Below are 25,156 nucleotides of genomic sequence, written 5' to 3'. Positions count from 1 at the left end.
GGCGAGCACGCCGATCACCGCCGGCGCGAGCGGGACCGGCCCAGGCCGGCCACTTCACCTCCCCTACGGGGCGCCCCGTAGATCGCTCACCAGCAGGTCGAGCGTCGCCTCCTCATGGAGCGCCACCCCGAGCGCCGCCATCACAGGGGCGAGCCCCGCGTCCCAGACCGCGCTGACGGGGTGACCGACCAGCGGCAGCCGGGGGATTCCCCCGGCCCGGCTGCGCGTGGCCAGGTGCTCGTAATCCTCGGCGCCCATACGCCACGGCCGGGCTCCGTAACGGCGCATGATCCGGTTCGCCAGAGCGATGCCCGGCCAGTCGAAGTCGCCGTGGTAGGCGAAGCGACAGTCGGTGGAGGCGAGAACGTCCAGCAGGGTGAGGACCACCGTCGCGGCGCTGCCGGAGGTGCAGACCAGGGGGTGCGTACAGCCCGCGTCCGCTGCGGCCTCCACCACACGTGGGTTCTCGCAGATGTGCACGGTCGTACCGGCTGGCAGGCGAAGCCGCACGTCGAGCAGGTCCCGGGCCGTCAGGTGGGTCTCCGCACGGTGCTCGGCCCGCTCCCGCAGCGACCTCGCCCGCCAGTCCTCGCCGAGGGGCCGGAGGCCGTACGTCAGCACGGTGCTGGACACCTCGTCCGGGGTGACCGAGACCAGCCGCCACAGTGCCCGTCGGCCGGCCGCGTCGCCGGGAAGGTCCGTGTCGTGGGCCAGGGCGATGCCGCGCTGGACGAGGCGGGCGAGCCAGGTGCCGTCGTCCAGCCCGTGCGCCGAGCCCGTGACCGAAGCGGCCAGCTCGCCGCGGCCCTGCGCGTCGGTACGGTGGGGGTCGAGCAGCACGCCCAGCACCTGGACCGCCTGCTGGAACGTCCGTACGGCGGCTTCCGGTGCGACCCCTTTCGGGACGCCGGTGCGGCGCAGCACATCCGACCACCGTTCCACCCACTCCAGCCCGGCCAGCGGGGACGCGTCGAGGGATGAGGCGAGCGAGGCCCGGATACGCTGCCGCTCTGCCGCGTTCTCCTCGCGGGCCGTACGTCGGTCGACGAGCGGAGGGCCGAGTTCCTCCAGGACCTCCCTGAGCCCGAGCCCGGCGGCCGAGGACCGCAGCCGTTCGTCGAGGGCGTCGAGCCTCACGGTCACAGCCGTGCCCGTGAGGGGCTTGCCCAGCAGGAGTGACAGGTCGTTCCGTTCCTGGGCGCTCATCGCTGTCAGCCGGAGGGAGCCGGTGGACCGCATCCCGTTGCTCTCCAGGCGTTTACGCGCGCCACTCCAGAGCCGCCCGAGAGCGGGACCCGCCAGCCAGTCGCGGGTGGCGGGCGGAAGGGCGCTCATACCGACGCCGGACGCCGGTGGCGACCGTTCCACGTGTAGTGCAACGTGGCCACTCCGCGTACGTGAGGGTCGCGCAGGCACTCGTAGATGTGCAGGGAGGGGACCTCGGCCCAATTGCCCATCAGGCGCTCGCTCGTGAGCACGAAGTCCAGGTCCAGATCGACCAGAATGCGGCCCAGGCGCCCGTGCGTGGGTTCGTCGACCTTGGCGAAGGCGTCGTCCAGGAGAATCAGCCGGGGTGCGTGCGGGGCCGAGTCGGCGAGGCTGGTGAAGTGGGCGGCAGCGGCGGCGAAGAGCACGAGGTACGAGAGGACCCGCTGCTCTCCCTGGCTCAGGCCGGTGCGGCCGGTCAGCTTCCTTCTGCGCCCGGGGGCGGCGTCCTCGACCACGAAGGTGTGGAAGGTGAACCAGGAGCGGTAGTCCAGCGCGGTGCGGAGGTGGGCCGTGTAACCGGCCGACGGGTCGGCGCGTCGGGCGTCCTCGATGCGGCGTTGCGTCACGTCGCGGAGCTGCTCGGTCTGCTCGCGCGTCCGCAGGCTCGACGGGCTGCGCAACAGGTCGACGGCCACCCGCACGTCGGCGTCGGCGTCGTCGTTCAGTTTCCAGAGGAGCTCCACGCCGAGGCCGTGCGAGGTCCGTACGGTCTTCAGCGTGTCGTTGAGGGCCGCGACCAGGTTGGCCGCCGTGACGACCTGCTCGGAGAGGTGGTCGCCGAGCTCGCCGGTCAGGAAGCGCTGGAACACCTCGCTCTCGCGCTCGGTGAGCCGTCCTCGCGCCTCGGCGGCCTCCACGGCGATCCGCTCGCCCACGACCGCGACATCGTGCGAACCGTGGTCGTCGAGCAGACGGCACACCTTGATGCCGTCGTGTTCGTCGAGCTGTGCGTCGTAGCCGCCCGCCAGTTGATCGCGCAGCGTCGTGTGCCGTTTCAGGAGAAGGCTGTCGGACACCACTTCCCGGTCACGGCCGAGACTCCGGTCCACCGCTTCCGCCAGTGCCCGCAGCGCGCGCAGGCGGTCGCGTGTGTCGGAGCCCGGGTCGTCCGGTACCTGATCGGGGAGGGACGTGCGATCCAGCCCCGCTCCGATGACGACCTCCGGACGGTGGAGAGCACCGCGCAGAGCGCGGCCGGTCTCGATCACGGCTGCTTCCTGGTGTGCCAGTTCCTCACGCAGGCGCCCCTCGTTCTCCTCCGCCCGCACACGTTCGTCGCGCAGTCCGTTGTGGTCGCGCTCTCTCGCCGGGATGGCGCCCACGGCGTTCGCGATACGGTCCTTGGCCGCCTGTTCGTCCGCGAGGATCTTCTCCTCGGAAGATCCGACGGCGGCCTCCCGGGTCCGCAGATCCTGCTGCGCGGTGTGCAGTTGCCGGTGGCGAAGCCGATAGCCCTCTTCCGCCTCCGTCCGTTTCTCGCGGGCCCCCGCGTACCGCCGGTCGTCCGCCCGGCTTCCGCCGAGCCGGGCGACCGTACCGTCGACCGCCCTGCGCAGGTGGCCGACGCCGGTGAGCAGCGAACCCAGCGCGGTGCGTACGCGGTCCAGTGCGACGGTGTCGGTGGGCAGGTCATGGGCGGTCGCGGTGGCGTCGGCATCGGAGCGCGTCGAAACGGCCAGAGCACGGGCCGCCTCCGCCCGGCGCGCCGCCTCGGCCGCCTCGGCGGAGAGTGCTCGCGCCGTCCGCTCCCGCGCGGCATGCGTGTTCCAGGAGTCGGAGAGCCGCTGCGCCCGGGGGAAGTCGCGCTCCGCTTGCGTCAGGGCCCGGCGCCGGGAATCGGCCGCGGCGAGTTCGGTACGGGCTGCGGCCAACTGTCGTTCCGTCTCCCCGAGCCGGTCGGCCAGCTCGGCCAGGGCCCGTCGCCGGGTCTCGGCCCGCACCGCCGCGCCCACGTACTCGGCGGCGGTCTTGCGGTGCCGGCCTCGGAGGACACCCAGCCGCCAGCTGCCGTCGAAGTGCACCGCACTGGCGGCCGTCGTCCCCGCGACCGGTGCGAGCACGATGGCTGACAGCAGGTGCTCCACCTGCTCGGACGTGATGCCGCTCTCCGGCCGTGCGACCGGGCGCAGGGCCGAGGCGAGGGTCTGCGCCACCGGCAGCGGGCCGTGGGCCGGAGCCGCATCGAGAAGGGCGTCCCCGGAGAGCGGATCGAGAAGGGCGCCGCCCGCGCTGACCCACGCGTCGAGAAGGCCGCTCGCCTCCAGGGCCGCCTCCAGACCGGCCCGGTCGGCGGGGGTCAGGTGCTCGGCGAAGTCCACCAACCGGTAGAAGGGTGTGCCGCCGACCGGGTCTCTCGTCGCGCTGCGGTGGTACGGGGCCGGAGGCTCGGGGTCCGTACGACGTTCCCAGGCCAGCCTCCGCTGTGCCAGGCGGTCGGTCTCCTCGCCGAGCCGGCCGACGCCGACCGCCAGGGTGTCGCGGTGCCGGGTGAGGGCGTCGGCGTACGGCTCCAGGACCAGGTGTGCCGTCTGCCGCGCGTGGGTGTCGACGCCGGCCGGGAGGGTGCGAACGGAGAACGCCGCGTCGGAATCGGCCGCGCAAGCCACCTCCGAGAGGACGGCGTCCAGCGGCGGGCACGCGGGTCCCGCCGCGGTCCGCGTCTCGCGCACCCACAGGGCGACCGCGTCGGCGTACCCCCGGCTCTCCTCGGCGACCTTCTGCCGGCTGACTTCGAGACGGGTGGCGGCCTCCTCCGCCTCGCCCTCCAGCCGTTCCCGTTCCTCGTCGGCCCGCACCGCGCCGCCACGCGCCTCGTCGGCCCGCGAGGAGAGCCGGGCCACGTCCTGCACCATCCGCTGTCGGTTCCGTACGACGGTCTCGGCGGCTCCCAACTGCCCCTGCCAGGACCGCAGCCCGGCCTCCGTCGCCGCCGTGTCCACGCGCACCACCGGGCGGTGCCGTACGGTCCGCGGTTCCCCGTCCGGGCCGGCCAGATCCGTCTCCGTCGACGCGGAACGAGCCGTGCGCGGCAGAGCGACCGCCTCGCCGAGATGCGCGGCGGGAAGTACCGCCCGCTCCGCCTGCACCAGTAGTTCCCGGTGCTCCGTGGCCAGTTCGGTGAGCCGGGCTCCCAACTCCTCGACGCCCTCGTCCAGCCGCTCGGCCGCGCTCTCCTCCGCCTCGTGCGCACCGCGCAACGCGGCGAAGGCGGTCATGGCCGTGGTGTGCAGGGCCTCCACCGTGCTGCGGCGCTCCGACAGCTCGCGCAGGCTGCGGTAGGCGTGGCTGCCGTGCAGAGCGGCGAGTTCGGTCCGGGCGGTCTCCTCCTCCTCGCGGAGGTCCCTCAGCCCCTCCTCCGATGCCTTCTCGCGCTCCTTCAGGAGGCTCGTGTGCTGGGCGGCGTCCCCGGCGTTCCGGCGGCGCTCGGAGAGAGTGTCCAGTTCCCGGCTCACGTCCCGGGCCGCCGAGCGCAGGATTCCGGCGAGGTAGCGGCGGTAGTCGGAGAGAAAGGTGCGCAAGGCCGCGTCGGTACGTTCCGTGCGCCCCAGTTCGGCCCGCACGGTGTCCAGATCGTGGAGGTTGCGGGCCACCTTCTCGACCACGTCCTCGTCGAGTCCGGGCAGGGTCTCACTCAGCAGGACGGCCAGGCCGCCGTGCTCGATGCGGTCCCCGACCGTGGGCCGCCGCAGCCGGTGGAGGAGCTGGGTGAGGTTGCGGTAGCGCGTCGCGTCCGTGATCCCGAAGAGGTCCCGGGCCACGCGGGCACGGTGTTCGACCGCTCGGTCCGTCCAGTCGCCGGAGCCGACGATCTCCTTGAGCCGGTCGACGGCAAGGGGTCTGCCCGCCTCGACCAGGGGCAGGTCCTCGCCGACGCGCAGCGGGGTGACGAAGAAGGTCGGCACCGCCTTCTGCGCCGACTTCGAGGCACGGATCGCGGCCCCGAGTGTCAGAAACCGCTGGTCGCCGGCCTCGTCGGTCCCACGGAACTCCACCCACAGATAGCCGAGGCGGTTGGTCTGCTCGAAACCGTCCAGCATCAGCCAGGCGAGCGTCGTCCGCCCGGTGCCGGTGGCATCGAGGGCCCGGGAGTCGCCGTCCAGGAGGTACGGGAGCAGCATCTCCAGGGCCTTGGACTTGCCCGCCCCGTTCTTGCCGCGCAGCAGCAGCCGACCGTCACCGAAGGCGAACTCCTGCTCGTCGTACTGCCAGACGTTCTGGATGCCCGCCCGGTGCAGCCGGAAGCGGGTGCTCGCCGTCGGCGCGTGCCCTGAACGCGGAAGCGGAACGAGACCACGGGCATCGGCGGTCATAGCGGCGACTCCTGCTGTGTGCGGAAGCGAACGAGACCACGGGCCTCGGCGGTCATAGCGGCGACTCCTGCTGTGCGTCGGTGCGTTCGTGTCGGCGGTCGGGCGCCCGCACGGTGACCCGGGTGGCGTAGCGGGCCGCCGAGGCGAGCAGGACCCAGCCCGCGCCGCCCTCGTTGGGCCGGGCCGCCCGGACGTCGGTGACCTGGCGTCCCTCCGGCAGCTCGCCGGCGTGCTGCTCCGGCAGCCCCGCCCCCTCGGATCGCAGCGGACCGGCCGGGGCGATCAAGCGCATGCGGGAGAGCAGGTCCAGCACGGCTTCACGCAGGGCATCGGGGTCTTCGAGGTAGCCGCGCTGCCAGTTGCCGCGCTGCCCGTACTCGGCGACCAGCTCGGCCAGAAGCCCGTCCACCGCACCGTCCGGAACGGCGACCCCGACGACGAGAACTCCGCCGGTCGCGGGGTGTCCGGGCTCCGCCGGGCGGAGCCGCTCCACCAGCCGTTCCACCAGCAGCAAAGCGGCCTGCGCGACCGTCCCCGTCCCGGGCAGGTGGATGTCGGTCAGCTCCTCCTCGGGGTCGACCAGGGCCACTCCCTCGGCGCGGATCTCCGTCTCCAGGCCGAGGAGTTCGAGGAACGCCTGGCCCTCCCGTCGCTGGCGGGTGCGGAGCCAGTCACGTTCGGAGTCGGTCAGTTCGTCCAAGTGGACGACAGGGGTCTCGACCAGCATCCGGCGCACGTAGGTGCGCGGCCCGCCGAACCCCGGGTCCGCCGCCCGCCGGACCAGGTCGGCGCCGTCCCGCGACTGGGCGAGCGGTCCGGCCACGATGACGCGGGCGAGCTCGCGGTCGACCGTGATCAGCGCCTCCCCGTCGGCCTCCTGGGCGATGACGCCCACGTGACCGTGGGTCTCGATCAGGACGCCCCACTCGACGAGCTGCCGCAGGGCCGCGACCAGCGTCCGCTTCCCGGCCGCCCGTCCGGTCTCCTCCAGCTCGACGTCCGCGTCGGCCGCCGCGGCCCGGATGTCGGCGACGAGCCGGGACAGCAGCAGCTGCTCCGGCGCGGTGACCAGCACGGACAGGGCCAGAGCCAGACAGGCGTAGGTGTGCGGGGTGAAGGGTGTGCCGGTGGACCGTAGGAGCCGGTGGCCCGACCGGGCTCCGAGCCCGGCCTTGAACAGCCGGGCGTAGGAGCTGTCGACCAGGAGGCGGTAGCCGAGCACCTGCTGGAACCGGCCGCGCAGCCAGTCGGCGTGCCTGCGGACCAGCGGAAAGAGGTCGGCGTGCGGGCCGTCCGACGTGACCAGCGGGTGGGCGAGCAACAGCCGTGCCGCGGTGCGGCGTTCGGTGGCAAGAGCCACGTCGTGGGCGGAGGGGAGCGTCATGACACGCTCACCTCCTTCCTACCGTCGGCGGGCGCACCGCGCGGCTGCGTGGAAGGCGCCTCGCTCCCGGTCGGCTCCCTTCCCTCCGGCGCGGCGGCCGTCCTGTGGACCACCAGCTCCAGGTCGTCCAGGAGCAGATCCCCGTCGGCCGAGTGGAGGAGCGTGCGGGCTCCCGCCGTACGGTGCACGGTGAGCCGGATGCCCAGGTCGGCGTCCTCGCTCCACGCGGCGTCCAGCCCGAAGCCCCGCTCCTCCTGCTCGCCCGCCCCGGCACGCCACCTGAGCTGCGCGTTCCCGAGCGCCGTGGCCAGCAGCTCCAACAGCAGGCTGAGCGCCGCCGAAGTGAGCCGTACGCCGTCGAAACGGGCGGACGCGCTGCACAGCTCGTCCGCCGCGGCGCTTCTGCCGGCGGCCCGCTGACGCGCCGCCTCCAGCAGTCGTTCCTTCTGGGCGGAGTGGTCCTCCACCGACGCCGTCCGGCCCCGCTGGGCGCGGCTTCCCCTCTCGCGCAGCGCGACCGGTACCTCGACCACCGGGCCCGTCCACCAGCTGGTGTAGGCGGGCACCACCTCGTCCGCGGCGGGAGGTATGCCCAGATGGCGCGCGCCGTACAGCCCGAAGGCGGCGACGGCGATGTCGTGCGCGTCCTGCGGGGCGGCCTCGTCGAACCACCGGGCCAGCCGCAACAGGTCCCGGCGCCGCGACATCTCGCCGGTCGCCGAGCGCAGCATCCGCTTGGCGTTGGCCAGCAGCGACTGAAGGGCCCGCAGGGTGGCGTCGCGCAGCTGGTCGACCTGGCTGCCCTGCCCGTCGGTGTCCCTGAACCAGCCCCGCAGCCCCTCCCAGTCCGCGAGCTCGCGACCCCGGCTGCGCTGCACACGGGTCTCCGTACGCCCCTCGCTCTGCGTGCGCCCCTCGCTCTGCGCGGGCAGCGTGGCGAGCCCTTGCGCGTGAGCGTCCAACTGGCTCAGCAGGCCCGGAAGATGGGGCCACAGCGCGTCCAGCGCCGCCGAGATGCGGGGGCCGCGGAAGGACACGTCCTCCGTGATCGCCTCGACGTAGTCCAGGAGGAGTTCCTTGAAGCCCTGGTACTCGCCGCTGTCCAGGTCGTACCGGGCGAGCACCTGGCCGAGATAGGCGTAGAAGTCCCGGACGGAGTCCGCGAACCCGGCGAACTGCACGAACAACGTGCTGACCCGCTCCAGCCCGTCCTGCGGTGCTGTGCCGCCCGGCCCGGCCACCAGCTCGGCCAGCTCCCGCAGCCCCCGCTCGACCAGGGCGAGCAACTCGTTGCTCACCTCGCGGGCGGCGTCGGCCTCGGCCAGCACCCCGTCGGCGTCCCGCTGGACGCGCTCGCCCAGCCGCGAAAGCTGGTAGCGGGCACGCGAACGCTGGTACTCCGTGATGCTCGAAGCCTTCACGGTGTGGCTGCCACGCAGCAGGTTCCCCCACTTCACCAGCTGTTCCAGCCGCGCCGTGAGAGGTTCGGCGTCGAGCCCGGCGGCGGTCCCGCCACCGTCCCGCACCTTCGCCATCACGTCCGGGACGGCCAGGTCGGCCAGGAGCGTGCCGCAGAAGACCCGCATGATCGTGAGGTACTCCAGCCGCTCCGGCGCGCTGAGGTACGCGTACGCGTCGAGGCGGCGGCGCGTCTCATAGGCGTCGGGTGCCGCGTGCGCGTCGCCGGGTTCCGGCAGTGTGCCGGGCGTGGGTTCCTCCATGTCCGCGAGGTTACGTGGAGGGTCCGACAGGCGATGCGGGGTGGCCGGAACTGGTTGCGGGGCCATCGCCGATTCAGCTACGGACGCACCGGGACAGGCGTGCGGACCGCACGTACCCCCGGCCGGGCCGGTACGGGGACGGGCCCCGGCAGCTGTCTCGCCGAAAGGCCGAACGGCTTCGTGACCCGGTGAGCGAGCGCTCTGGTCGTCACGCAGTACGGTCTGGTGCCTGCTTCAGACCGGGCCCGGCGATGAAGCGAGAGATGTGCGCGCCGCGTCGTCGAAGTTCGTCACGGTCGGTGACAACCTCTAGTGCTGCGACCGCAGCGTCCGAGAGAACCCAAACGTCCTTGTATTGGGCTAGAAGTGGTTCGTCGCCCACGAGGCATTCAGCTGCTGCCTCCAGGGCTTCGGCCGCCTCGTCCGAGCTTCTCCGAAGCACCCCGGCAAGGCGGGACGGGCGAGGTGCTGGCGGGGAGTGCGGCCGGCGTCGGCGCCCTGGGGATCACGGACACATGAGCACGAAACGAAGGGCTTGGACACCATGACAGAGAAGACCTCCCGTGCCTCGGGCGAAGGGGCGGCCCGGACCTCCGCGCCGGCCGCCGCGTCGGATGCTCCGGTCATCCTGAGCAACGAGCCCGGTTCGTTCGCCTGGGGTGTGCTGGCCAAGCGGCACCCTGCCCTTGTCCAGCAGGTGCGAGACGCCTTCCCGTACGGCCGGCCCCAGCACGAGGCCCTCGACGCCCTGCTGGACGAGATCACCAACGGCGTTGTCGAACAGCTCGCCCCCGAGGAACGCGACCACGAGCGCTGGGCGACCTCGGGGCGGGAGCACTTCGGCCGCTCCTGGTACGACGCTCCCTTCCTGTGGGCGGAGAGCTACTTCTACCGCAGGCTCCTCGGGGCGGTCGGGTACTTCGGCACCGGCCCATGGCAAGGAGTCGATCCGTTCGCGCCGTTCAAGAAGGCCGAACTGGGAGGCGAAGCGGTGGAAGAGGAGCTGCGCGCCCTGGACGCGCTCGCGAACGTGCCGGCCGAGGAGCGCGCCACGGCCCTGCTCCACGCCTCGCTCTGGGGCAACCGCGCGGACCTCGGCTTCCGCGTCGCGGCGGGGGAGCCGGAGGCCGGAGACACCGCCGCCCCCGCGTTGGTCGCCGATGACAGCGCCCTGCTGTGGCAGCTCCTGCCCGTCGGATCCGCCACCACGGTCGCCGTGGTGGCGGACAACGCGGGTCGAGAGCTGATCCCCGACCTGATCCTCATCGACCATCTCCTCGAACACCGCCGGGCCGACCGGGTCGTGCTTCACGTCAAGCCCTACCCCTACTACGTCTCCGACGCCATGACGGCCGACGTCGTCGACTGCCTCCGTCGCCTCATCGAGGCGCCGGGTGACGCCGGCCGGATCGGCGGCCGGCTGTGGAAGGCCATGGGGGCGGGATACCTGGAAATCCGCACCCACCCGTTCTTCTGCGCCCCGCAGCCGTACGGGGAGATGCCGGAGGACCTGCGCGGCGAGTTCGAGAGCGCCGCGCTCACCATCCTGAAGGGCGACCTCAACTACCGTCGCCTGGTGGGAGACCAGTTGTGGGACGCCACGGCGTCCTTCGCCGATCTCACCGCCTACTTCCCGGGGGCCGTGGCGGCGCTCCGGACCCTGAAATCCGACGTCGTCGCCGGCCTGGAGGAGGACACGCTGGACGCTCTCGAGCAGTCCGGGGACGCCTGGCGTACGAGTGGTACGCACGCGCTGATTCAGGTGCGACAGTAAGGAGGGCGAGGCACCCAACCGGTTGGCCCTCTTCTCGGACACTCACGGCCCCCGGACACGCTGGCTCCGCAAGCCGCTGAGGGCGCGGCCGGTCGCGCTCGGCAAAGGGCGGCGGGCCGGCCCGGCAGACCGCCCCGACGAGCACGTGGACGGCATCTCCGGCACTTCGGCACCTCCGGCGGAGCGGTGGTAACGCAGATAGACACAAACGCTGTGCGAGGAGAGCCAGTTGATCGCCTGCCGGGTGCCGGATGCGGTGTTCTCGTTACATCGCCCCCGCACCTCGTGGGGCACCATCCAAGGGAGGCGCCATGCAAACGCAGCTGGCGCCCCCGTCGCCACCGACCCGGTCACCGGACCGGTCCGTTCCCCCCGTGACATCGTGCCGGCGGACAACTGGGAGAAGCGGGTCTGCCTGCTGATGCGGGACTACCGGGACTACCCGTACGACTCCGTCATGGCTACCCGTGTCCTCGGACAGGGCTACGCCTACCTGCTCACCGCCATGTCCCTCCGGGGTCAGGGGCTGGGACTCGCCCCGAGGAAGCTGGCCGACATCGGCGCCCACGCGATCATCCTGGTCACCGTCGCCTACGCCGAGCTGTGCGACGAGGGGCGCGGGGCCTGATACAGGGCCCCGATCACGGCGGGCTGAGGGCCTCATAGGGCTCTCAGCCCGAGAGGGTCCGGAGCTCGTCCTCGCGCAGGCGCTGGTCCGGGTCGGCGGCGCCTCCGTCGAAGTGCACGCCTTCCCCGACCAGCACGGACAGGGCACTGTCCGTGCGCGAGGGATCAGGCCATCGGAAGCCGGAGCTGACCTTCCCCGCGGCCGTGAGGACGCGCCAGGGGTTGGGGCATCGGCCGCAGGTACTGAGGTGCTGGCCTATGGGGACGGCGTGGCTCCCGACCACCGCCGCCAGGTCCCCGTAGGTGGTCCACCGTCCGCTCGGGACTCCGCTCAGCAGAGTGTGCAGCCCGGTCCAGTCCTTGTGGGTGCCGCTGAGCTGCCTGGCCAGAGCGGTGAGGTCGGATCCTGCCAGCGTGGCCCATGCTTCGGGGTCGATGTCGGCGGGCACCTGGGTGGTGTCCACGTCCCACCACGTCGTTCCCTGTATACCGTCCACGCTGCGTCCGGTCACGCTCGTGAAGATGTGGTTGGCGAGCCCGGTAGGGGAGTAGGAGGTTCCGTCAGCGTCCCAGACCAGTGGCTTGGCGGTGTCATTGGTCCAGGTCGCGACAGCTCTGGTGGTGTCCTGCGCGACCCATGACCGGATCTCGGTGCGGATGGCATCCGTCACGCCATGGCGCGGTGTCATCAGCAGCCTGGTCCCGTCGGGCAGCAGACCCGCACCGATGAGCACATGGACGGCGTTGCGTGAACGCGAGCGCTCCTGCAACTTCTTGGCAGCCGCCTCGCCTTCGACCCGGGCCGGGGCGAGCGTGAACTCCTCGACCTCCGGCGTCGGATAGACCTTGGTGAACCCGGCGACGAGGCTGCCCTCAACCCGCCACAGACCGACCTGAACGAGGTCGATGTCGATGCCCATCTCCGACAGCCAGACCACGGAGTGGGTGACCTGCTTGGGGAAGTCGGCGGCGATGATCACCTGCCGGGGCCGCTGGAGCAGTTCCGGACTCCACTCCCCGTCCACGTGGTCGAGCAGCCGCTGCCTGCACCCGTCGATGTCGAGGGCCTGCCCCCTGCGCGACAGGAAGCCACGGTGCGCCTGGGCGAGGGTGTCGAGGTCGAAGCGGGACACCAGGGCGGCGTAGGTGATCGCCTGGAGGTGCACGTCCCGGTCGGCCGTCCCCCGCTTCAGCTCGACCACGACGAGGCGCCCGGTCGCATCCAACCCGAGCACGTCCAGCCGGTCGCGGGCCGGAACCCCCTCGGTGTCGGCCCACCGGTCGTACTCCGCGGTGATCACGAGTACCGACTCCCCGAGCACCTGGGGATGGGCGATCACCCACTCCTGGAGATGCTGCCGCTCCAGCAGGCCCTCGGCGGCGAGCCCGGTCCGCGATATCGGCGTGGCCGTCCGGCCGTCGACAGTGAACAGATGATCCACGGTGCCCCCCTCGTGCGCCCGGCGCGGTGGCGTCAGACGTCCAGAGCGTACGTGGGCGGGGTCACCCTACGAGAGCAATCGCGCCGAATCATCGCGACACCAAAAAGCTACGGGAGCTAACGGGGAGCCGGATTCCCGGGTTGGCTCCCAAATGGCTCCCAAGACACCCCCGGGAACGATTCAGGGGCCTGATCCACTAAGTGGATCAGGCCCCTGACCTGGTCTTACAGCTGTCGGAGTGGCGGGATTTGAACCCACGACCTCTTCGTCCCGAGCAACTTGGAACGCTCACCGTCCTCGGGCTGCTGCGGCCATCACCTGCACTGATTGGTCCGCTGACGTCCACGGTTGTTCGTGGTCGTGCGTCGCGGTTGTCACGCAGTTAGACACTCACCGTGTCGTGTGGGAGGAGCCGTGGTCGCAGCCCGCTGGAGGAACTGCCTGGGCATCGACTACCCACTCCGGGCATACGGCTGGGCATGTTCGCACTGATCTACACCTCGCACGACACCGCACGACACCGCACGACGCTGTGGGCCTTCGTGGGTGCCATTCTTGTCCTGTGGGCCGGCGCTTGGTACATCCGCCGCCGAGTCAGTTGAGAGTCCCCAATTGCTTGGCCGATGGGTCCTATTCGTCGTCGGTGTCGGACGCTGGAAGAATACTTTCCAGATCTTCCGACAGCTCGATCTTGTAGCGGGCAGCGATGACACCAAGCTGAATCCCGAAAACCGCGCGTAGTTCTCCCAGCGCCGCACCGAAAGTGGCGCTCTCGAAGCGGTTGTGAACGTCTCCCGAGTGGTTGGGGCCCGCAGCGTTTAGGAAGCGTCGGCAAGCGGCTCGCATTGCCTTCAGGTTCTCTGCCAGTTCGTCCCCAGCGTCAGGTTCCATCAAGATCTGGGTCAACGTCTCCCTGATCTGCAGGACTGATGCGACACAGTGCCCTGGCTCCTCGACTGCGTGGATGACGGCACGGGGCATTGTGAGGACTCTGCGGTCCTCCAGGTAGACAACAACCTTCTCGGCAACGGCCCGCTGGGGAACCGGTAGGTCCCAGTCAACGCCGCCCAGCGGTGTGCTGAAGCCTTTGATTCGTCGCATGATCTCCAGAACCTTCACGCTCGGCATCCTAGAGGCCCGAGAGCGGCTGAGCTCGAAACAGGTCGGGTGCCTCGAAGCAATAGCGCACGATCTACCGCTGTGTTGCTGTCCTGCCGGGCTGCGTGTCATCGTGCCGTGATCGACGCGGCCGCTCCAAGGTCAAGGCGCATGACGGTGCGGAGCTCGGCCAGGGCGGCATCGAACCGCTCCTCCAACGCCACATAGGCCGCGTCGTCGACCGAGGCACCTGCCACGAGCAGGTCTCGGGTGTCCCTCAGGACGACGAACGCTGATCGTGAGGCTTCCACGATCTCCGGTGGTGCGACGATGGCCAACTGGTGGCGGATCTCGTACGCACCAGGCGTCAGGAACACTTCACGGACTCTCCGCGGTCGCTCGGCGGCTGGGAGGTCCTCCTGGGCGCACTCATTGAGCGCTGTGCGGATCCGTGAGAGCGCAGCGGTGTAGTCGGCATACAACTGCCTTCGCACATTGAGGTCCTGGTCGGCACGGTCCCTGCGCCACCTGGCCCGATCGGCCAACAAGGTGGAGCCAACCCCGATTGCCGCACCAAGTGCCGTACTGACCAGCGGTATCCACTCCATGACAGGAGGCTAGAACCTTCGCCCGCCGGCCGCCCGGCAGTTATGACTCACCGCTGCCAAGACGGAGGCGAAGAACAAGCTCAAGGAGGTGCTGCGCGACCACGAAGACGGTCTGGCCATCGCGCCGACCAACTACACGGTGAAGGACGCCGTCACGGACTGGCTCTCCTATGGTCTGGCCGGCCTTGACCCGAGCACCGTCGCGACGACCACGCTCCTCAGCGAGAAGCACGTCATCCCGTCGCTCGGCGCCCGCAAGCTCCGCGATCTCAGCGCGAAGGGCGTTGACCGCTGGCTCGCCAAGAAGTCCAGGACGCTCAGCACCCGCACCCTCCAGGGCCTTCACTCCTGCCTGAACCGGGCGGTCAAGCGGGCCATGGCCCGGGACAAGGTCAAGCGGAACGTCGTGGAGCTGTGCTCGGTGCCTCAGGGGCAGTCCGGACGCCCCTCAAAAGCTCTCACCTTCGCCCAGGCGGAGGCCGTTCTCCGGGGAGCTGAGGGAACCTCGATGTACGCGTACATCGTCGTCGCCCTCCTGACCGGCGCTCGCACCGGGGAACTGCGGGCCCTCACCTGGAACCACGACTTCCTCAAGGGGCGGCCCGACCTGGTCCCGGCGCAGCCTCCGCACATCGCCGTGTGGCGGTCGGTCCGGCGGAGCGGCGACACCAAGACCCGCAAGTCCCGGCGCACGCTCGCCCTGCCGTCACGCTGTATCGATGCGCTCTGGCGGCAGTACGAGGATCAGGGGTGGGATCGGCTCGCCGCCGGTGACGAATGGGAGGAGCACGGGTTCGTCTTTTCCTCGGCCGTCGGCAAGCCGCTCGACGCCGCCAACGTCCGCCGCGCCTTCCGCCAGGCGCTCAAGGACGTCGACGGGGTCGACGCGGCCGAGTGGACGCCCGGGAGCTCCGGCACAGCTTCGTGTCACTGCTCTCCGACCGGGGCGTCCCCCGGGAGGAGATCTCCCGGCTCGTCGGTCACTCGGGGACGGCCGTGACCGAGGAGGTCTACCGGAAGCAGATCAGGCCGGTGATCCAGACGGGAGCCGTCGTCATGGACGGCATCTTCGGTGCGGACCCACGGAAGCCGTAGGCACGCAGGAAGCGATAGTCACGCAGATAGACACACAGCAACGTCAGAGGGCCCTTACCGATTCGGTAAGGGCCCTCTGACCTGGTGCTTAGCTGTCGGGGTGGCGGGATTTGAACCCACGACCTCTTCGTCCCGAACGAAGCGCGCTGCCAAGCTGCGCTACACCCCGATGTCCACCGGACTCCCGGCGACATCGATTACTTTAGCCCACCGGCGGCCGGAGGCGAAATCCGGTTTCTCCGGTGCTGGAACCGCCCCGCCACGTTCGGCCGGAGGTGGTCCGCGGTGGTGATCAGGACGCCCAGGGCGGCGAAGAGCAGGCCGAGGGCGAGGGCCTGGGTGATGGTCCCGCCGTAGCCGTACGTGTCGACGTCGAGGAACGGGTACGGGTAGCGGGCCGGGGCGTCGGGGGAGAGCAGGGCTCCGCGGGTCAGGACGATGCCCAGGTAGGCCGCGGGGGCGGACAACCAGAGGGGGATGTGGGCCAGGCGCAGGGTGCGGGGGGCGGTCAGCAGGAGCCAGTCCGCGGCGACGGCCGAGGGGGTCACCGTGTGGAGCAGGAGGCTCGCGGTGGTGGCAGTGGGCCAGTCGGCCCCCGGGTCCGGACCGGCGCGGGAGGCGCTCATCGGGGAGCCGCCGTGGTTCACCAGCACCAGGTGGTACATCAGGGCGGTGATCGCGGCGAGCAGGAGCACCCCGCCCGACAGTCTCGGCGACAGCGGCGGCCCGCCCCGCCAGGAACGTACCGCCGACCATCCGAAAGACCCCGCGATCAGCAGGTTCGCCAGGACCGTGAAGTGGATCAGCGCCGGCGACGCGTAGCCGGTCGCCAGGGCGATGACCGGGCCCGTGGCCGCCGCCCCGCACGCGGTCGCGCGCAGGGTCGTGGCCCACGGGCGGCGGGGCGCTGCGGGGTCCGGGAGCACCTCTGCCGCCCGGGGGCGGGGGAGCAGGGTGGTCCGGGGCGGGGTCATGGTTCGTACCGTAAGCGGGTGGGAAGACCCCCGCGATTCGTCCGCCCGCCGTGCGTGGCCCTCGCTCGGACGCCTCGGCGCCAGTGCCCCGGCCCCGCCTCGCGTCTGCCGCGCTGCGGCCCGGGGCCCCGCGTGCCCCCGCCTCGCGTCTGCCGCGCTGCGGCCCGGGGCCCCGCGTGCCCCCGCCTCGCGTCTGCCGCGCTGCGGCCCGGCCCCGCGTGCCCCGGCCCGGCCCCGCGTGCCCCGGCCCGGCCCCGCGTGCCCCGGCCCGGCCCCGCGTGCCCCGGCCCGGCCCCGCGTGCCCCGGCCCGGCACCGCGTGCCCCGGCCCCGCGAGGCGTGCCCCGGCCCCGCCTCCCCCCGCCCCGCGTCCGTCGCGCGCTGCGGGCCCAGCCCCGCTTGCCCCCGGGGCGCCTGCTCAGGCCTTCGGTGTCAGCGTCAGCAGGGTGACCTCGGGCGGGCAGGCGAAGCGGACCGGGGTGTAGCGGTTGGTGCCGCAGCCCGCGGAGACGTGGAGGTAGGCGCGTCGGTCGCCGACGGTGTGGCTGGACAGGCCCTTGACCCGGTCGGTGTCCAGGTCGCAGTTGGTGACCAGCGCCCCGTAGAACGGGATGCACAGTTGTCCGCCGTGCGTGTGGCCCGCCAGAATCAAGGGGTAGCCGTCGGCCGTGAAGGCGTCCAGGGAGCGCAGGTACGGGGCGTGGACCACGCCGATGGAGAGGTCAGCGCCGCTCACAGGGCCGCCCTGGACCTCGGCGTAACGGTCCCGCTTGATGTGCGGGTCGTCCAGACCGGTGAACGCCAGCTCCAGGCCGTCGAGCTTGAGCCGGCCCCGCGTGTTCGACAGGTTGAGCCAGCCCGCCTCGTCGAAGGCGTCGCGCATCGGCTCCCACGGGTTGTGGACGACGCCGACCGCGGGGGCGTTGCCGTTGAGGCCGTGCTTGCCCCGGGCCTTCTCCAAGAGATAGCGCGCGGGGTTGCGGAGCTTGGGGCCGTAGTAGTCGTTGGAGCCGAAGACGTACACCCCCGGGAACTCCATCAGCGGGCCGAGCGCGTCGAGCACCTCGGGCACGGCCTTCGGATCGGAGAGGTTGTCGCCGGTGTTCACGACGAAGTCGGGGCGCAGGCCGGCGAGCGACTGGAGCCAGGCGCGCTTCTTGCCCTGGCCGCTCACCATGTGGATGTCGGAGACCTGGAGCACGCGCAACGGACGTGCTCCGTGCGGGAGTACGGGGACGGTGACCCGTCGCAGGCGGAACGAGCGGGCTTCGAACCCGGCGGCATAGGCGAGTCCGGCGGCGCCGACCGCCGCGCCGACTGCCGTGACTTTCAGGGGTACTCCGTAGCGTGCGCGCATGCGCCCATCGTCGCAGAAGCGGAACCGTGAGCGGAAAGCCGGTGGGGCGGCCGGAAAACCGGTGGGCGGCCCCGGCCCCGTACCTGTCACAATCGCGGCATGACCACGCTCAAGTCCAAGCTCAAGGAAGACCTCCACACGGCCATGAAGGCGCGTGACGAGCTGACCTCGTCCACCCTTCGGCTCACCCTCACCGCGATCACCAAGGAAGAGGTCAGCGGCACGGCGGCGCGCGAGCTCTCCGACGACGAGGTGCAGAAGGTGATCGCCAAGGAGGCCAAGAAGCGCCGTGAGGCGGCCGAGGCCTTCGCCCAGGGCGGCCGGACCGAGCAGGCCGAGCGGGAGAAGGCGGAGGGCGAGCTGCTCGACGGCTATCTGCCCCAGCAGCTCTCCGACGACGAGCTGAACGCGATCGTGGCGTCCGCCGTCGAGGAGGCGAAGGCCGCCGGGGCCGAGGGGCCGCGTGCGATGGGCGCCGTCATGAAGATCGTCAACCCGAAGGTCGCCGGGCTCGCCGAGGGCGGCCGGGTCGCCGCCGCGGTGAAGAAGCTCCTCGCCGGCTGAGGCACACGCGGAGCAGACGCAGAAGACGCAGAAGAGGCAGAAAAGGGTGGGCGCCCCGGTCCTGGACCGGGACGCCCACCCTTTTTCTGTCCCTACGGGTGCGGGAGGCAGGGGTACGGATACGGGTCAGGGGCCGTTCTGGCCCCGCCCGCCGCCACCGCCCGCTCCGCCGACCACGCCGTCCGGGAGTTCGATGCCGGGGAACCGGTTGCCGTCGTCGCCGGGCTTGGCGTCCTCGCGGTCCTCGTCGTCGCGGTCGCGCTCCCGATCGCGCTCCCGGTCGCCCTTCTCCTTCTTCTCCTTGCCCCGGGGGACGGCGACCGGGTTGAACCCGGGAGTCTCCGCCGCGTCCAGGGCTCCGGTCATCGCGATGCGCCAGATCGGACCGGGCAGGCAGCCGCCGCAGACCTTGTCGTAGTACTGGCCGCCGATGGTGACACCGAACATCGAGCTCTTCTCGCCGACGTCGTCACCGACCCACACCGCGGTGGAGAGGTTCGGCGTGTACCCGACGAACCAGGCGTCCTTGCGGTCGTTGGTCGTACCGGTCTTGCCCGCGTTGTCCCGGTCGCTGAGTCCGGCCTGCGTACCGGTGCCGTCCTCCACGACGCCCTTGAGCATCTGGTTGATCGTGTCCGCGGTCCTCTCGCTCATCGCCCGCGAGCAGGACGTCTTCGGCACGGAGATCTTCTTGCCCTGCGGGTCCTTGATGGACTCGATGGCGATCGGCGTGCAGTAGGTGCCCCGGTTGGCGAACGCGGCGTAGGCGCCGGCCATGGAGAGCGGGGTGCTCACCTCACTGCCGAGGGTGATCGACGGGTTCTCGACGACCTTCTTGCCGTCGCCGCGCTCGTAGCCGACCTTCTTGGCCATCTCCACGGTCTCGCAGAGGCCGGCCTTCTGCTCCAGCAGCGCGAAGTAGGTGTTGATGGACTTGCCGAGCGCGCTCGTCATGTCCCAGGTGCCCTTTTCGGACTCCAGCTCGTTCTGCAGGGCCCAGTCCGCGTGACCGGCCGGGGAGCCGCTGCAGTTCCGGAAGTCCCGCTCCTCGAGCGTCATCTTCCAGTCCGTCGAGAACGTCGTCGCGGGGCTGATGCCCTTCTCCAGCGCCGCCGCCGCGGTGAACGGCTTGAAGGTCGAGCCGGTCTGGAAGCCGTACGTGCTGCCGCCCATCCTGTTGCTGACGGCGAGGTTCAGCACGGTCTCGTTCTGCTTCTGGTCCAGGCCGTACGGGCGGGACTGGCCCATGGACAGGATCTTGCCGCTGCCGGGCTGGACCTGCACCACGGACGCCGCGAACTTGTCGTCCTTGTTGACCCTCGCGGTGGCGGCCTCGTTGGCGGCCTTCTGGGCGCGCGGGTCCAGCGTGGTCCGGATGGTCAGACCGCCGAGGTTCCAGAGCTTGGCCCGGTCCTCGTCGGTCTTCCCGAAGGCGGGGTCGGTGAGGATCGTCTTGCGGACGTAGTCGCAGAAGAAGCCGGAGCCGCTGACGGCGGTGATGCAGCCGTTCTTCGGCCGGGAGACCTCCAGCTTGATGGGCGACTTCATCGCCTTGTCGGCCTCGGCCTGCGAGATGGTCTTGACCGCGGCCATCCGTGCCAGCACGATGTTGCGGCGCTTGGTCGCTTCCTCCGAGTCGTTGACCGGGTCGTAGCGGCTCGGCGACTGCACGAGGCCGGCGAGCAGCGCGGCCTCCTCCAGCTTGAGGTCCTTGGCGCGCTTGGAGAAGTAACGCTGGGAGGCGGCCTCGACGCCGTACGCCTGCTGGCCGAAGAACGTGATGTTGAGGTAGTTCTCCAGGATCTTCTTCTTGCCGAGCTCCTCCTCGACCTGGATCGCGTACTTCAGCTCGCGGACCTTGCGGCCGAGCGTCTGCTGCGTGGCCTGGGCGACCTTCTCCGGGTCGTCGCCCGCCTCCTCGACGAAGACGTTCTTCACGTACTGCTGGGTGAGGGTCGACGCACCCTGCGCGGCCCCGCCCGCCTGTACGTTGCGGTTCATCGCGCGGAGGATGCCCTTGAGGTCGACCGCGCCGTGCTCGTAGAAGCGGGAGTCCTCGATCGCGATGATCGCGTCCTGCATGTACGGCGAGATGTCCTTGAGCGGGACGACCGTGCGGTCCCGGGAGTAGACCGTGGCGATGGTGCCGCCGTCGCGGTCCTGGATCGTGGTCCGCTGACTGAGCGGTGGAGTCTTGAGGTTGGACGGGATCTCGTCGAACCCTTCGACCGTCCCCTTGGCGGCGAGCCCCAGCGCTCCGGCTGCGGGCAGCGCGATGCCTGCCAGGACAGCTCCGGAGAGCGCGGCGACACCGAGGAACTTGGCGGCCTGCTGGGTCGTGGTGAGACCCCCGCCCGAGCGCTTCTTTGGCATAGGGGGCAGCCTAATCCGTAGTGATGAACGTGTCGCAGGAGCAGGGCCCCTCGGAGCGTTCGGGTACCGGACCGTGACATCCGGACGGGTTCGCCGTGAGGTCCGAAGGGGCTGGCCGTGACATCCGGACGGGTTCGCCGTGATGTCCGAAGGGGCTGGCCGTGGCGCGTCCGTACGGTCGGCCGTGGCGTCTGTACGCGAGCCGTCGTGGCGTTCGAACGGGCCACGCCCCTGTCTTACGGGGCCTGCCGCGGCCTTCCGGCGAGAGTGTGCCGGGCGTCGTGGCACGGGCGCGCGGGCGCGGACCGCCTACGTTCTCATTCGCCGGACAGACGGAGAGGCCTTGGCCTAAGCTGCTCTCAACTGTCACAGCAGACCGGTTCCGTATCAAGCCCCCTGCAACCCCATGCGCATCTTCTGGTCATTCTTCACCCGGCGGATGAGCAACCGCATTGCTCTTCACGTAGCCATCGAGGCGCTCCCGAAATCGCCCCGTATGTCGCGAGAAGTCCCTTGCAACTTGAGTGCACTGTCCCCTTTTCACGGAGATAGTCGCGCATGTCCTCGGCTCACTCCCCTGGGTGATCTGCCGCATACGCATAGTCCGTTCGGACCATTCAAGATTGGGCCCGAAGGGGGTGTTGTGCTGTCCCCACCTTCCGTAACGTCCTCAACTGGCAGCGGTGAATATGCCGCTACCGCCGTGGGGGAGCCTCGATTCGGGAGAGGACGGCGCCGGGATGGGCTGGGTAACCGACTGGAGTGCGCAGGCAGCCTGCCGCACTACCGATCCGGATGAACTATTCGTACAAGGGGCAGCGCAGAACAGGGCCAAGGCGGTGTGCACCGGATGTCCGGTGCGGACCGAGTGCCTGGCCGATGCGCTCGACAATCGCGTCGAATTCGGCGTGTGGGGTGGGATGACGGAGAGGGAGCGCCGCGCACTGCTGCGGCGCCGGCCCACCGTCACGTCCTGGCGCCGACTGCTGGAGACCGCGCGCAGCGAGTACGAGCGGTCCACCGGTGTTCTGCCCGGGGGCATCGGGCTGGAGGACGAGGAGCTGCACGAGCCGTACGCGGCCGTCGGGTAGGTGCCGGCACGGCCTGGTCGGCCTGTATGCCGCCAGGCCCGGCGGGTGGCGTCTACGCGCTCCGGCAGAGGTTGGGATGTCTACGCCGTTCCGGCAGGGGTCGGGGTGTTTACGCCGCTCCGGCGGGAGTCGGGGTGGAACCGTCCGCCAGGCGGTCGCCGATGGCCCGGAGGCCGTTCAGGTCGTGTACGTCGCCGGGCAGCGCCGCCACGGCCGTCACCGGCACCTCGGGGTGCAGCGCGGTGAAGCGGTCGCGGGTGCGGTGCTCGCGGGCGACGATCTGCATGCGCTCGGCGTGCAGACGCAACAGACCCGACGTCAGTTCCTCGACGCCCACGGCCTCGTCGGCGATCGCGTCGGTGGAGTCGGACGTGTCCGCGGGGCTCGTCGCGTCGTCCGGGCTCGTCGCGTCATCAGAAGTGTTCGCGGATGTCGCGATGTTCTCGTAGGGCGGTTCGTTCTCCGTCGTGTCCTCGTGCTCGGCTGCGGGCTCGGGGCCGGACGCCTGCCCTGCCTCGGGGGAGAGGGGCGGCTCGGTCGGTCCGGAAGCGGTGACCGCCGGGTCGGGGGCTTCCTGGTCACCAAGGCCAGCTTTCCCGGCCCTCTGATCCACAATGCGGGTGTCGTCAAGATTTTCTGCGGCGGCCAGTGCCTGCTCGGCGGAGAGCCGTGAAGCCTCGCTGCCGTGCACACGGTTGAGGACCAGACCGGCCAGCGGCATCTTCTCGGCGGCCAGCCGCTCCACGAAATAGGCCGCCTCACGCAGCGCGTCCTGCTCCGGCGTCGCCACCACGAGAAAGGCCGTGCCGGGCGCCTGGAGCAGCTTGTACGTGGCGTCCGCGCGGCTGCGGAAGCCGCCGAACATGGTGTCCATCGCGGCGACGAACGTCTGGACGTCCCGCAGGAACTGACCCCCGAGCAGTTTGCCCAGCGTTCCGCTCATCATCGACATGCCGACATTGAGGAACTTCATCCCGGCCCGGCCGCCCACCTTCGCGGGCGCCATCAGCAGCCGGATGAACTTCCCGTCGAGGAACGATCCGAGCCGCTTCGGCGCGTCCAGGAAGTCCAGCGCGGAGCGCGAGGGAGGCGTGTCGACGATGATCAGGTCCCACTCGTCGCGCGCCCGCAACTGCCCGAGCTTCTCCATCGCCATGTACTCCTGCGTACCGGCGAACCCGGCCGACAGGGACTGGTAGAAGGGGTTCTCCAGGATCGCCCTGGCCCGTTCGGCGTCCGCGTGGGCCTCGACGGTCTCGTCGAAGGTCCGCTTCATGTCCAGCATCATGGCGTGCAGTTCGCCCTCGCCGTCGATGCCGTCGACCCGCCTCGGCACGTTGTCCAGCCGGTCGATGCCCATGGACTGGGCGAGCCGACGGGCCGGGTCGATGGTGAGGACGACGACCTTCCGGCCGCGCTCGGCCGCCCGTACGCCCAGGGCGGCGGCGGTCGTGGTCTTGCCGACCCCGCCGGAGCCGCAGCACACGACGATCCGGATGCCCGGGTCGTCCAGCAGCGCGTCCGTGTCCAGCCCCGCCACGGACGGGCCCCCACCGGCTGTGTTCGCCGTCATGCCTCTCCCTCTTCCCCCGCGCCCTGCTTACGGAGCTCCGTGGCCAGGTCGTGCAGCGCGGCGAGGTCCACCCCGTCGCCGATCAGCGGCAGCTCCGCCGCCGGCAGGCCGAGGCCGGCCAGCACCGCGCGCTGCTCCCGCTCCAGGCCGACCCGCTCGGCGTGCTCGGCCGCCTGCTCGACCAGGGGCCGTACGAGCGCCGCGGAACCGGTCACTCCGGCCCGGGTCAGCGCTTTGGCGATCTCCTTGCGGCGGCCGCCCGCGGCGGTGCGCAGGGAGTCCTCGTCGAGGAGATGCGGGCGGACCATGTTCACGAACACGCTGCCCACGGGCAGTTCGGCGGCGCGCAGCTCCGCGATGCTGTCCGCGGTCTCCTGGACCGGCATCTCCTCCAGGAGGGTCACCAGATGGACGGCGGTCTGCGGGGACTTCAGGACCCGCATCACGGCCTGGGCCTGGTTGTGTATGGGGCCGATCCGGGCCAGCCCGGCGACCTCGTCGTTGACGTTCAGGAAGCGGGTGATCCGGCCGGTCGGCGGGGCGTCCATGATCACGTGGTCGTAGACGAACCGTCCCTGCTTGTCCTTGCGGCGTACGGCTTCGCACGCTTTGCCCGTCAGCAGGACGTCCCGGACGCCGGGAGCGATGGTGGTGGCGAAGTCGATCGCGCCGAGCTTCTTCAGCGCCCGGCCGGCGCTGCCGAGCTTGTAGAACATCTGGAGGTAGTCGAGGAGCGCGCGTTCGGCGTCGATCGCCAGCGCGTACACCTCGCCGCCGCCCGGCGCGACGGCGATCTTGCGCTCCTCGTAGGGGAGCGCCTCGGAACCGAAGAGCTGGGCGATGCCCTGCCTGCCCTCGACCTCGACGAGGAGGGTGCGCCTGCCCTCGGTCGCGAGGGCGAGCGCGAGGGCGGCGGCGACCGTGGTCTTACCGGTGCCGCCCTTGCCGCTGACGACCTGGAACCTGCTCACGTATTCGAGCCTAACCAGTCCGGCCCCGGGCTACGCACGGGACCGTACGTGCCAGGCGTTACAGTCGGGCCCATGACCAAGTGGGAATACGCGACCGTGCCGCTTCTCGTGCACGCGACCAAGCAGATTCTGGACACCTGGGGCGAGGACGGCTGGGAGCTGGTCCAGGTCGTTCCCGGCCCGAACAACCCCGAGCAGCTCGTGGCCTACCTGAAGCGGGAGAAGGCGTAGTGGCGGGCGCCGTCGAGGCGCGGCTCGCCGAGCTGGGCCTGACCCTGCCCGCCGTCGTGCCGCCGCTGGCCTCGTACCAGCCGGCCGTGCGGTCCGGGGTGTACGTGTACACCTCGGGCCAGCTGCCGATGGTGGACGGCAAGCTCGCCGTCACGGGCAAGGTCGGCGCCGAGGTCACGCCGGACGAGGCGAAGGAGCTCGCGAAGACCTGCGCGCTCAACGCCCTGGCCGCCGTGAAGTCGGTCGCCGGCGATCTGGACCGGATCAAGCGGGTCGTGAAGGTCGTGGGCTTCGTCGCCTCGGCCTCCGACTTCACCGGCCAGCCCGCCGTGATCAACGGCGCCAGCGAGCTGCTGGGCGCGGTCCTCGGCGACAAGGGCGTGCACGCCCGCAGCGCCGTGGGCGTCGCCGTGCTGCCGCTGGACGCGCCGGTCGAGGTCGAGGTCCAGGTGGAGCTCGACGACGCCTGAGAAACCCTTCTCGCCCCGCCTTTCGATCCCGCCCGGTCCCCGCGACCGGGCGGGATCGTCTGTGTACCGGGCTTGGCCGGCGTGTACGGGCGTGGCGGGCGGTTTCGGGGCACGGCCGGCGTGTACGGGGCTTGGGTGGCATGTACGGGGCTTGGGCGGCGTGCACGGGGCTTGGGGGGCGTGTACGGGGCGGGTGGGTCACCGCGACGATGCGGGGGCCGGGAG

General features: G+C 70.9%; 18 protein-coding genes, 1 tRNA gene and 2 pseudogenes. 7 read left to right on the top strand and 14 right to left on the bottom strand.

Features of this window, described 5'->3' with window-relative positions:
• Positions 1-63: 63 nt before the first annotated feature.
• From AC3CH1_RS12120 to AC3CH1_RS12100, 5 genes and pseudogenes are all read right to left on the bottom strand, one after another.
• On the bottom strand, positions 64-1,335 hold the full coding sequence (locus AC3CH1_RS12120) for a TIGR02679 family protein (protein WP_488462904.1): 1,272 nt from the start codon (positions 1,333-1,335) through the stop codon (positions 64-66).
• A complete protein-coding gene (locus AC3CH1_RS12115; protein ID WP_488462903.1) occupies positions 1,332-5,579 on the bottom strand; it encodes a TIGR02680 family protein in 4,248 nt (1,415 codons plus the stop codon). The genes AC3CH1_RS12120 and AC3CH1_RS12115 overlap by 4 nt, the downstream gene beginning before the upstream one ends.
• A 52-nt stretch (positions 5,580-5,631) precedes the next feature.
• Complete coding sequence (locus AC3CH1_RS12110) at positions 5,632-6,963, bottom strand: TIGR02678 family protein (protein WP_488462902.1); 1,332 nt, start codon at positions 6,961-6,963, stop codon at positions 5,632-5,634.
• Complete coding sequence (locus AC3CH1_RS12105; protein ID WP_488462901.1) at positions 6,960-8,684, bottom strand: TIGR02677 family protein; 1,725 nt, start codon at positions 8,682-8,684, stop codon at positions 6,960-6,962. Before AC3CH1_RS12105 ends, AC3CH1_RS12110 begins: the two co-directional genes overlap by 4 nt.
• Before the next feature lie 208 nt (positions 8,685-8,892).
• Positions 8,893-9,129: pseudogene (locus tag AC3CH1_RS12100) on the bottom strand (DUF5635 domain-containing protein); the annotation flags it as partial.
• Between the two features lie 99 nt (positions 9,130-9,228).
• Between AC3CH1_RS12100 and AC3CH1_RS12095 the strand changes: the two are divergent.
• Both AC3CH1_RS12095 and AC3CH1_RS12090 read left to right on the top strand, forming a co-directional pair.
• Positions 9,229-10,458: a damage-control phosphatase ARMT1 family protein gene (locus AC3CH1_RS12095; protein ID WP_488462900.1), complete on the top strand. Its 1,230-nt coding sequence runs from the start codon at positions 9,229-9,231 to the stop codon at positions 10,456-10,458.
• A gap of 382 nt (positions 10,459-10,840) precedes the next feature.
• Entirely contained in the window at positions 10,841-11,086 is a 246-nt protein-coding gene (locus AC3CH1_RS12090; protein WP_488462899.1) for a hypothetical protein, read from the top strand.
• A 43-nt stretch (positions 11,087-11,129) separates the two neighbouring features.
• Here AC3CH1_RS12090 and AC3CH1_RS12085 read toward each other — a convergent pair whose 3' ends face one another.
• The 3 genes from AC3CH1_RS12085 to AC3CH1_RS12075 all read right to left on the bottom strand — a co-directional run bounded on the left by AC3CH1_RS12085 (position 11,130) and on the right by AC3CH1_RS12075 (position 14,233).
• Positions 11,130-12,527, bottom strand: coding sequence for a DNA-binding protein (locus AC3CH1_RS12085; protein WP_488462898.1), 1,398 nt, complete (start codon positions 12,525-12,527; stop codon positions 11,130-11,132).
• A 630-nt stretch (positions 12,528-13,157) separates the two neighbouring features.
• The gene (locus AC3CH1_RS12080; RefSeq protein WP_364985974.1) at positions 13,158-13,646 is read right to left on the bottom strand and encodes a DUF6650 family protein; all 489 of its coding nucleotides are present in this window, start codon (positions 13,644-13,646) and stop codon (positions 13,158-13,160) included.
• A gap of 107 nt (positions 13,647-13,753) precedes the next feature.
• Positions 13,754-14,233, bottom strand: coding sequence for a hypothetical protein (locus AC3CH1_RS12075; RefSeq protein ID WP_488462897.1), 480 nt, complete (start codon positions 14,231-14,233; stop codon positions 13,754-13,756).
• Positions 14,234-14,321: 88 nt separating this feature from the next.
• Here AC3CH1_RS12075 and AC3CH1_RS12070 point away from each other — a divergent pair.
• A pseudogene (locus tag AC3CH1_RS12070) lies at positions 14,322-15,328 on the top strand (site-specific integrase).
• Positions 15,329-15,423: 95 nt separating this feature from the next.
• Here the strand turns inward: AC3CH1_RS12070 and AC3CH1_RS12065 are convergent.
• The 3 genes from AC3CH1_RS12065 to AC3CH1_RS12055 all read right to left on the bottom strand — a co-directional run bounded on the left by AC3CH1_RS12065 (position 15,424) and on the right by AC3CH1_RS12055 (position 17,658).
• Positions 15,424-15,497, bottom strand: a tRNA-Pro gene (locus tag AC3CH1_RS12065).
• Between the two features lie 28 nt (positions 15,498-15,525).
• On the bottom strand, positions 15,526-16,302 hold the full coding sequence (locus tag AC3CH1_RS12060) for a Pr6Pr family membrane protein (RefSeq protein WP_488462896.1): 777 nt from the start codon (positions 16,300-16,302) through the stop codon (positions 15,526-15,528).
• A gap of 417 nt (positions 16,303-16,719) precedes the next feature.
• Entirely contained in the window at positions 16,720-17,658 is a 939-nt protein-coding gene (locus AC3CH1_RS12055) for a metallophosphoesterase (RefSeq protein WP_361873840.1), read from the bottom strand.
• A 99-nt stretch (positions 17,659-17,757) separates the two neighbouring features.
• Here AC3CH1_RS12055 and AC3CH1_RS12050 point away from each other — a divergent pair, with 99 nt between their 5' ends.
• Positions 17,758-18,222: a GatB/YqeY domain-containing protein gene (locus tag AC3CH1_RS12050; RefSeq protein ID WP_488462895.1), complete on the top strand. Its 465-nt coding sequence runs from the start codon at positions 17,758-17,760 to the stop codon at positions 18,220-18,222.
• A gap of 126 nt (positions 18,223-18,348) precedes the next feature.
• Here AC3CH1_RS12050 and AC3CH1_RS12045 read toward each other — a convergent pair whose 3' ends face one another.
• Positions 18,349-20,595: a transglycosylase domain-containing protein gene (locus AC3CH1_RS12045; protein WP_488462894.1), complete on the bottom strand. Its 2,247-nt coding sequence runs from the start codon at positions 20,593-20,595 to the stop codon at positions 18,349-18,351.
• 740 nt (positions 20,596-21,335) lie between these two features.
• Here AC3CH1_RS12045 and AC3CH1_RS12040 point away from each other — a divergent pair.
• On the top strand, positions 21,336-21,686 hold the full coding sequence (locus AC3CH1_RS12040; RefSeq protein ID WP_488462893.1) for a WhiB family transcriptional regulator: 351 nt from the start codon (positions 21,336-21,338) through the stop codon (positions 21,684-21,686).
• Between the two features lie 109 nt (positions 21,687-21,795).
• Here AC3CH1_RS12040 and bagB read toward each other — a convergent pair whose 3' ends face one another.
• Entirely contained in the window at positions 21,796-23,259 is a 1,464-nt protein-coding gene (gene bagB / locus AC3CH1_RS12035) for an ATPase BagB (protein ID WP_488462892.1), read from the bottom strand.
• Positions 23,256-24,230 (bottom strand): ATPase BagA, encoded by a 975-nt coding sequence (gene bagA / locus AC3CH1_RS12030; protein ID WP_488462891.1) that lies wholly within the window; start codon positions 24,228-24,230, stop codon positions 23,256-23,258. Before bagA ends, bagB begins: the two co-directional genes overlap by 4 nt.
• 72 nt (positions 24,231-24,302) lie before the next feature.
• Here bagA and sp36 point away from each other — a divergent pair, with 72 nt between their 5' ends.
• Both sp36 and AC3CH1_RS12020 read left to right on the top strand, forming a co-directional pair.
• Positions 24,303-24,461, top strand: a complete 159-nt coding sequence (gene sp36, locus AC3CH1_RS12025) for a Sp36 family protein (RefSeq protein WP_003967454.1) — start codon at positions 24,303-24,305, stop codon at positions 24,459-24,461.
• A complete protein-coding gene (locus tag AC3CH1_RS12020; protein WP_007450324.1) occupies positions 24,461-24,931 on the top strand; it encodes a RidA family protein in 471 nt (156 codons plus the stop codon). The genes sp36 and AC3CH1_RS12020 overlap by 1 nt, the downstream gene beginning before the upstream one ends.
• Positions 24,932-25,156 lie beyond the last annotated feature (225 nt).

This window comes from Streptomyces sp. MGP-P1, assembly GCF_057766565.1.
Note: the sequence above shows the minus strand (reverse complement) of the source record. Positions and strands in the feature narration are given on the sequence as shown.

Bases quoted from the DNA above. Each gene is read 5' to 3' on its own strand.
- AC3CH1_RS12045 (WP_488462894.1), bottom strand. From the start codon at position 20,595: ATGCCAAAGAAGCGCTCGGGCGGGGGTCTCACCACGACCCAGCAGGCC.
- bagB (WP_488462892.1), bottom strand. From the start codon at position 23,259: ATGACGGCGAACACAGCCGGTGGGGGCCCGTCCGTGGCGGGGCTGGAC.
- AC3CH1_RS12075 (WP_488462897.1), bottom strand. From the start codon at position 14,233: ATGGAGTGGATACCGCTGGTCAGTACGGCACTTGGTGCGGCAATCGGG.
- sp36 (WP_003967454.1), top strand. From the start codon at position 24,303: ATGACCAAGTGGGAATACGCGACCGTGCCGCTTCTCGTGCACGCGACC.
- AC3CH1_RS12060 (WP_488462896.1), bottom strand. From the start codon at position 16,302: ATGACCCCGCCCCGGACCACCCTGCTCCCCCGCCCCCGGGCGGCAGAG.
- AC3CH1_RS12115 (WP_488462903.1), bottom strand. From the start codon at position 5,579: ATGACCGCCGATGCCCGTGGTCTCGTTCCGCTTCCGCGTTCAGGGCAC.
- AC3CH1_RS12040 (WP_488462893.1), top strand. From the start codon at position 21,336: ATGGGCTGGGTAACCGACTGGAGTGCGCAGGCAGCCTGCCGCACTACC.
- AC3CH1_RS12120 (WP_488462904.1), bottom strand. From the start codon at position 1,335: ATGAGCGCCCTTCCGCCCGCCACCCGCGACTGGCTGGCGGGTCCCGCT.
- AC3CH1_RS12055 (WP_361873840.1), bottom strand. From the start codon at position 17,658: ATGCGCGCACGCTACGGAGTACCCCTGAAAGTCACGGCAGTCGGCGCG.
- AC3CH1_RS12110 (WP_488462902.1), bottom strand. From the start codon at position 6,963: ATGACGCTCCCCTCCGCCCACGACGTGGCTCTTGCCACCGAACGCCGC.
- AC3CH1_RS12050 (WP_488462895.1), top strand. From the start codon at position 17,758: ATGACCACGCTCAAGTCCAAGCTCAAGGAAGACCTCCACACGGCCATG.
- AC3CH1_RS12105 (WP_488462901.1), bottom strand. From the start codon at position 8,684: ATGGAGGAACCCACGCCCGGCACACTGCCGGAACCCGGCGACGCGCAC.
- AC3CH1_RS12095 (WP_488462900.1), top strand. From the start codon at position 9,229: ATGACAGAGAAGACCTCCCGTGCCTCGGGCGAAGGGGCGGCCCGGACC.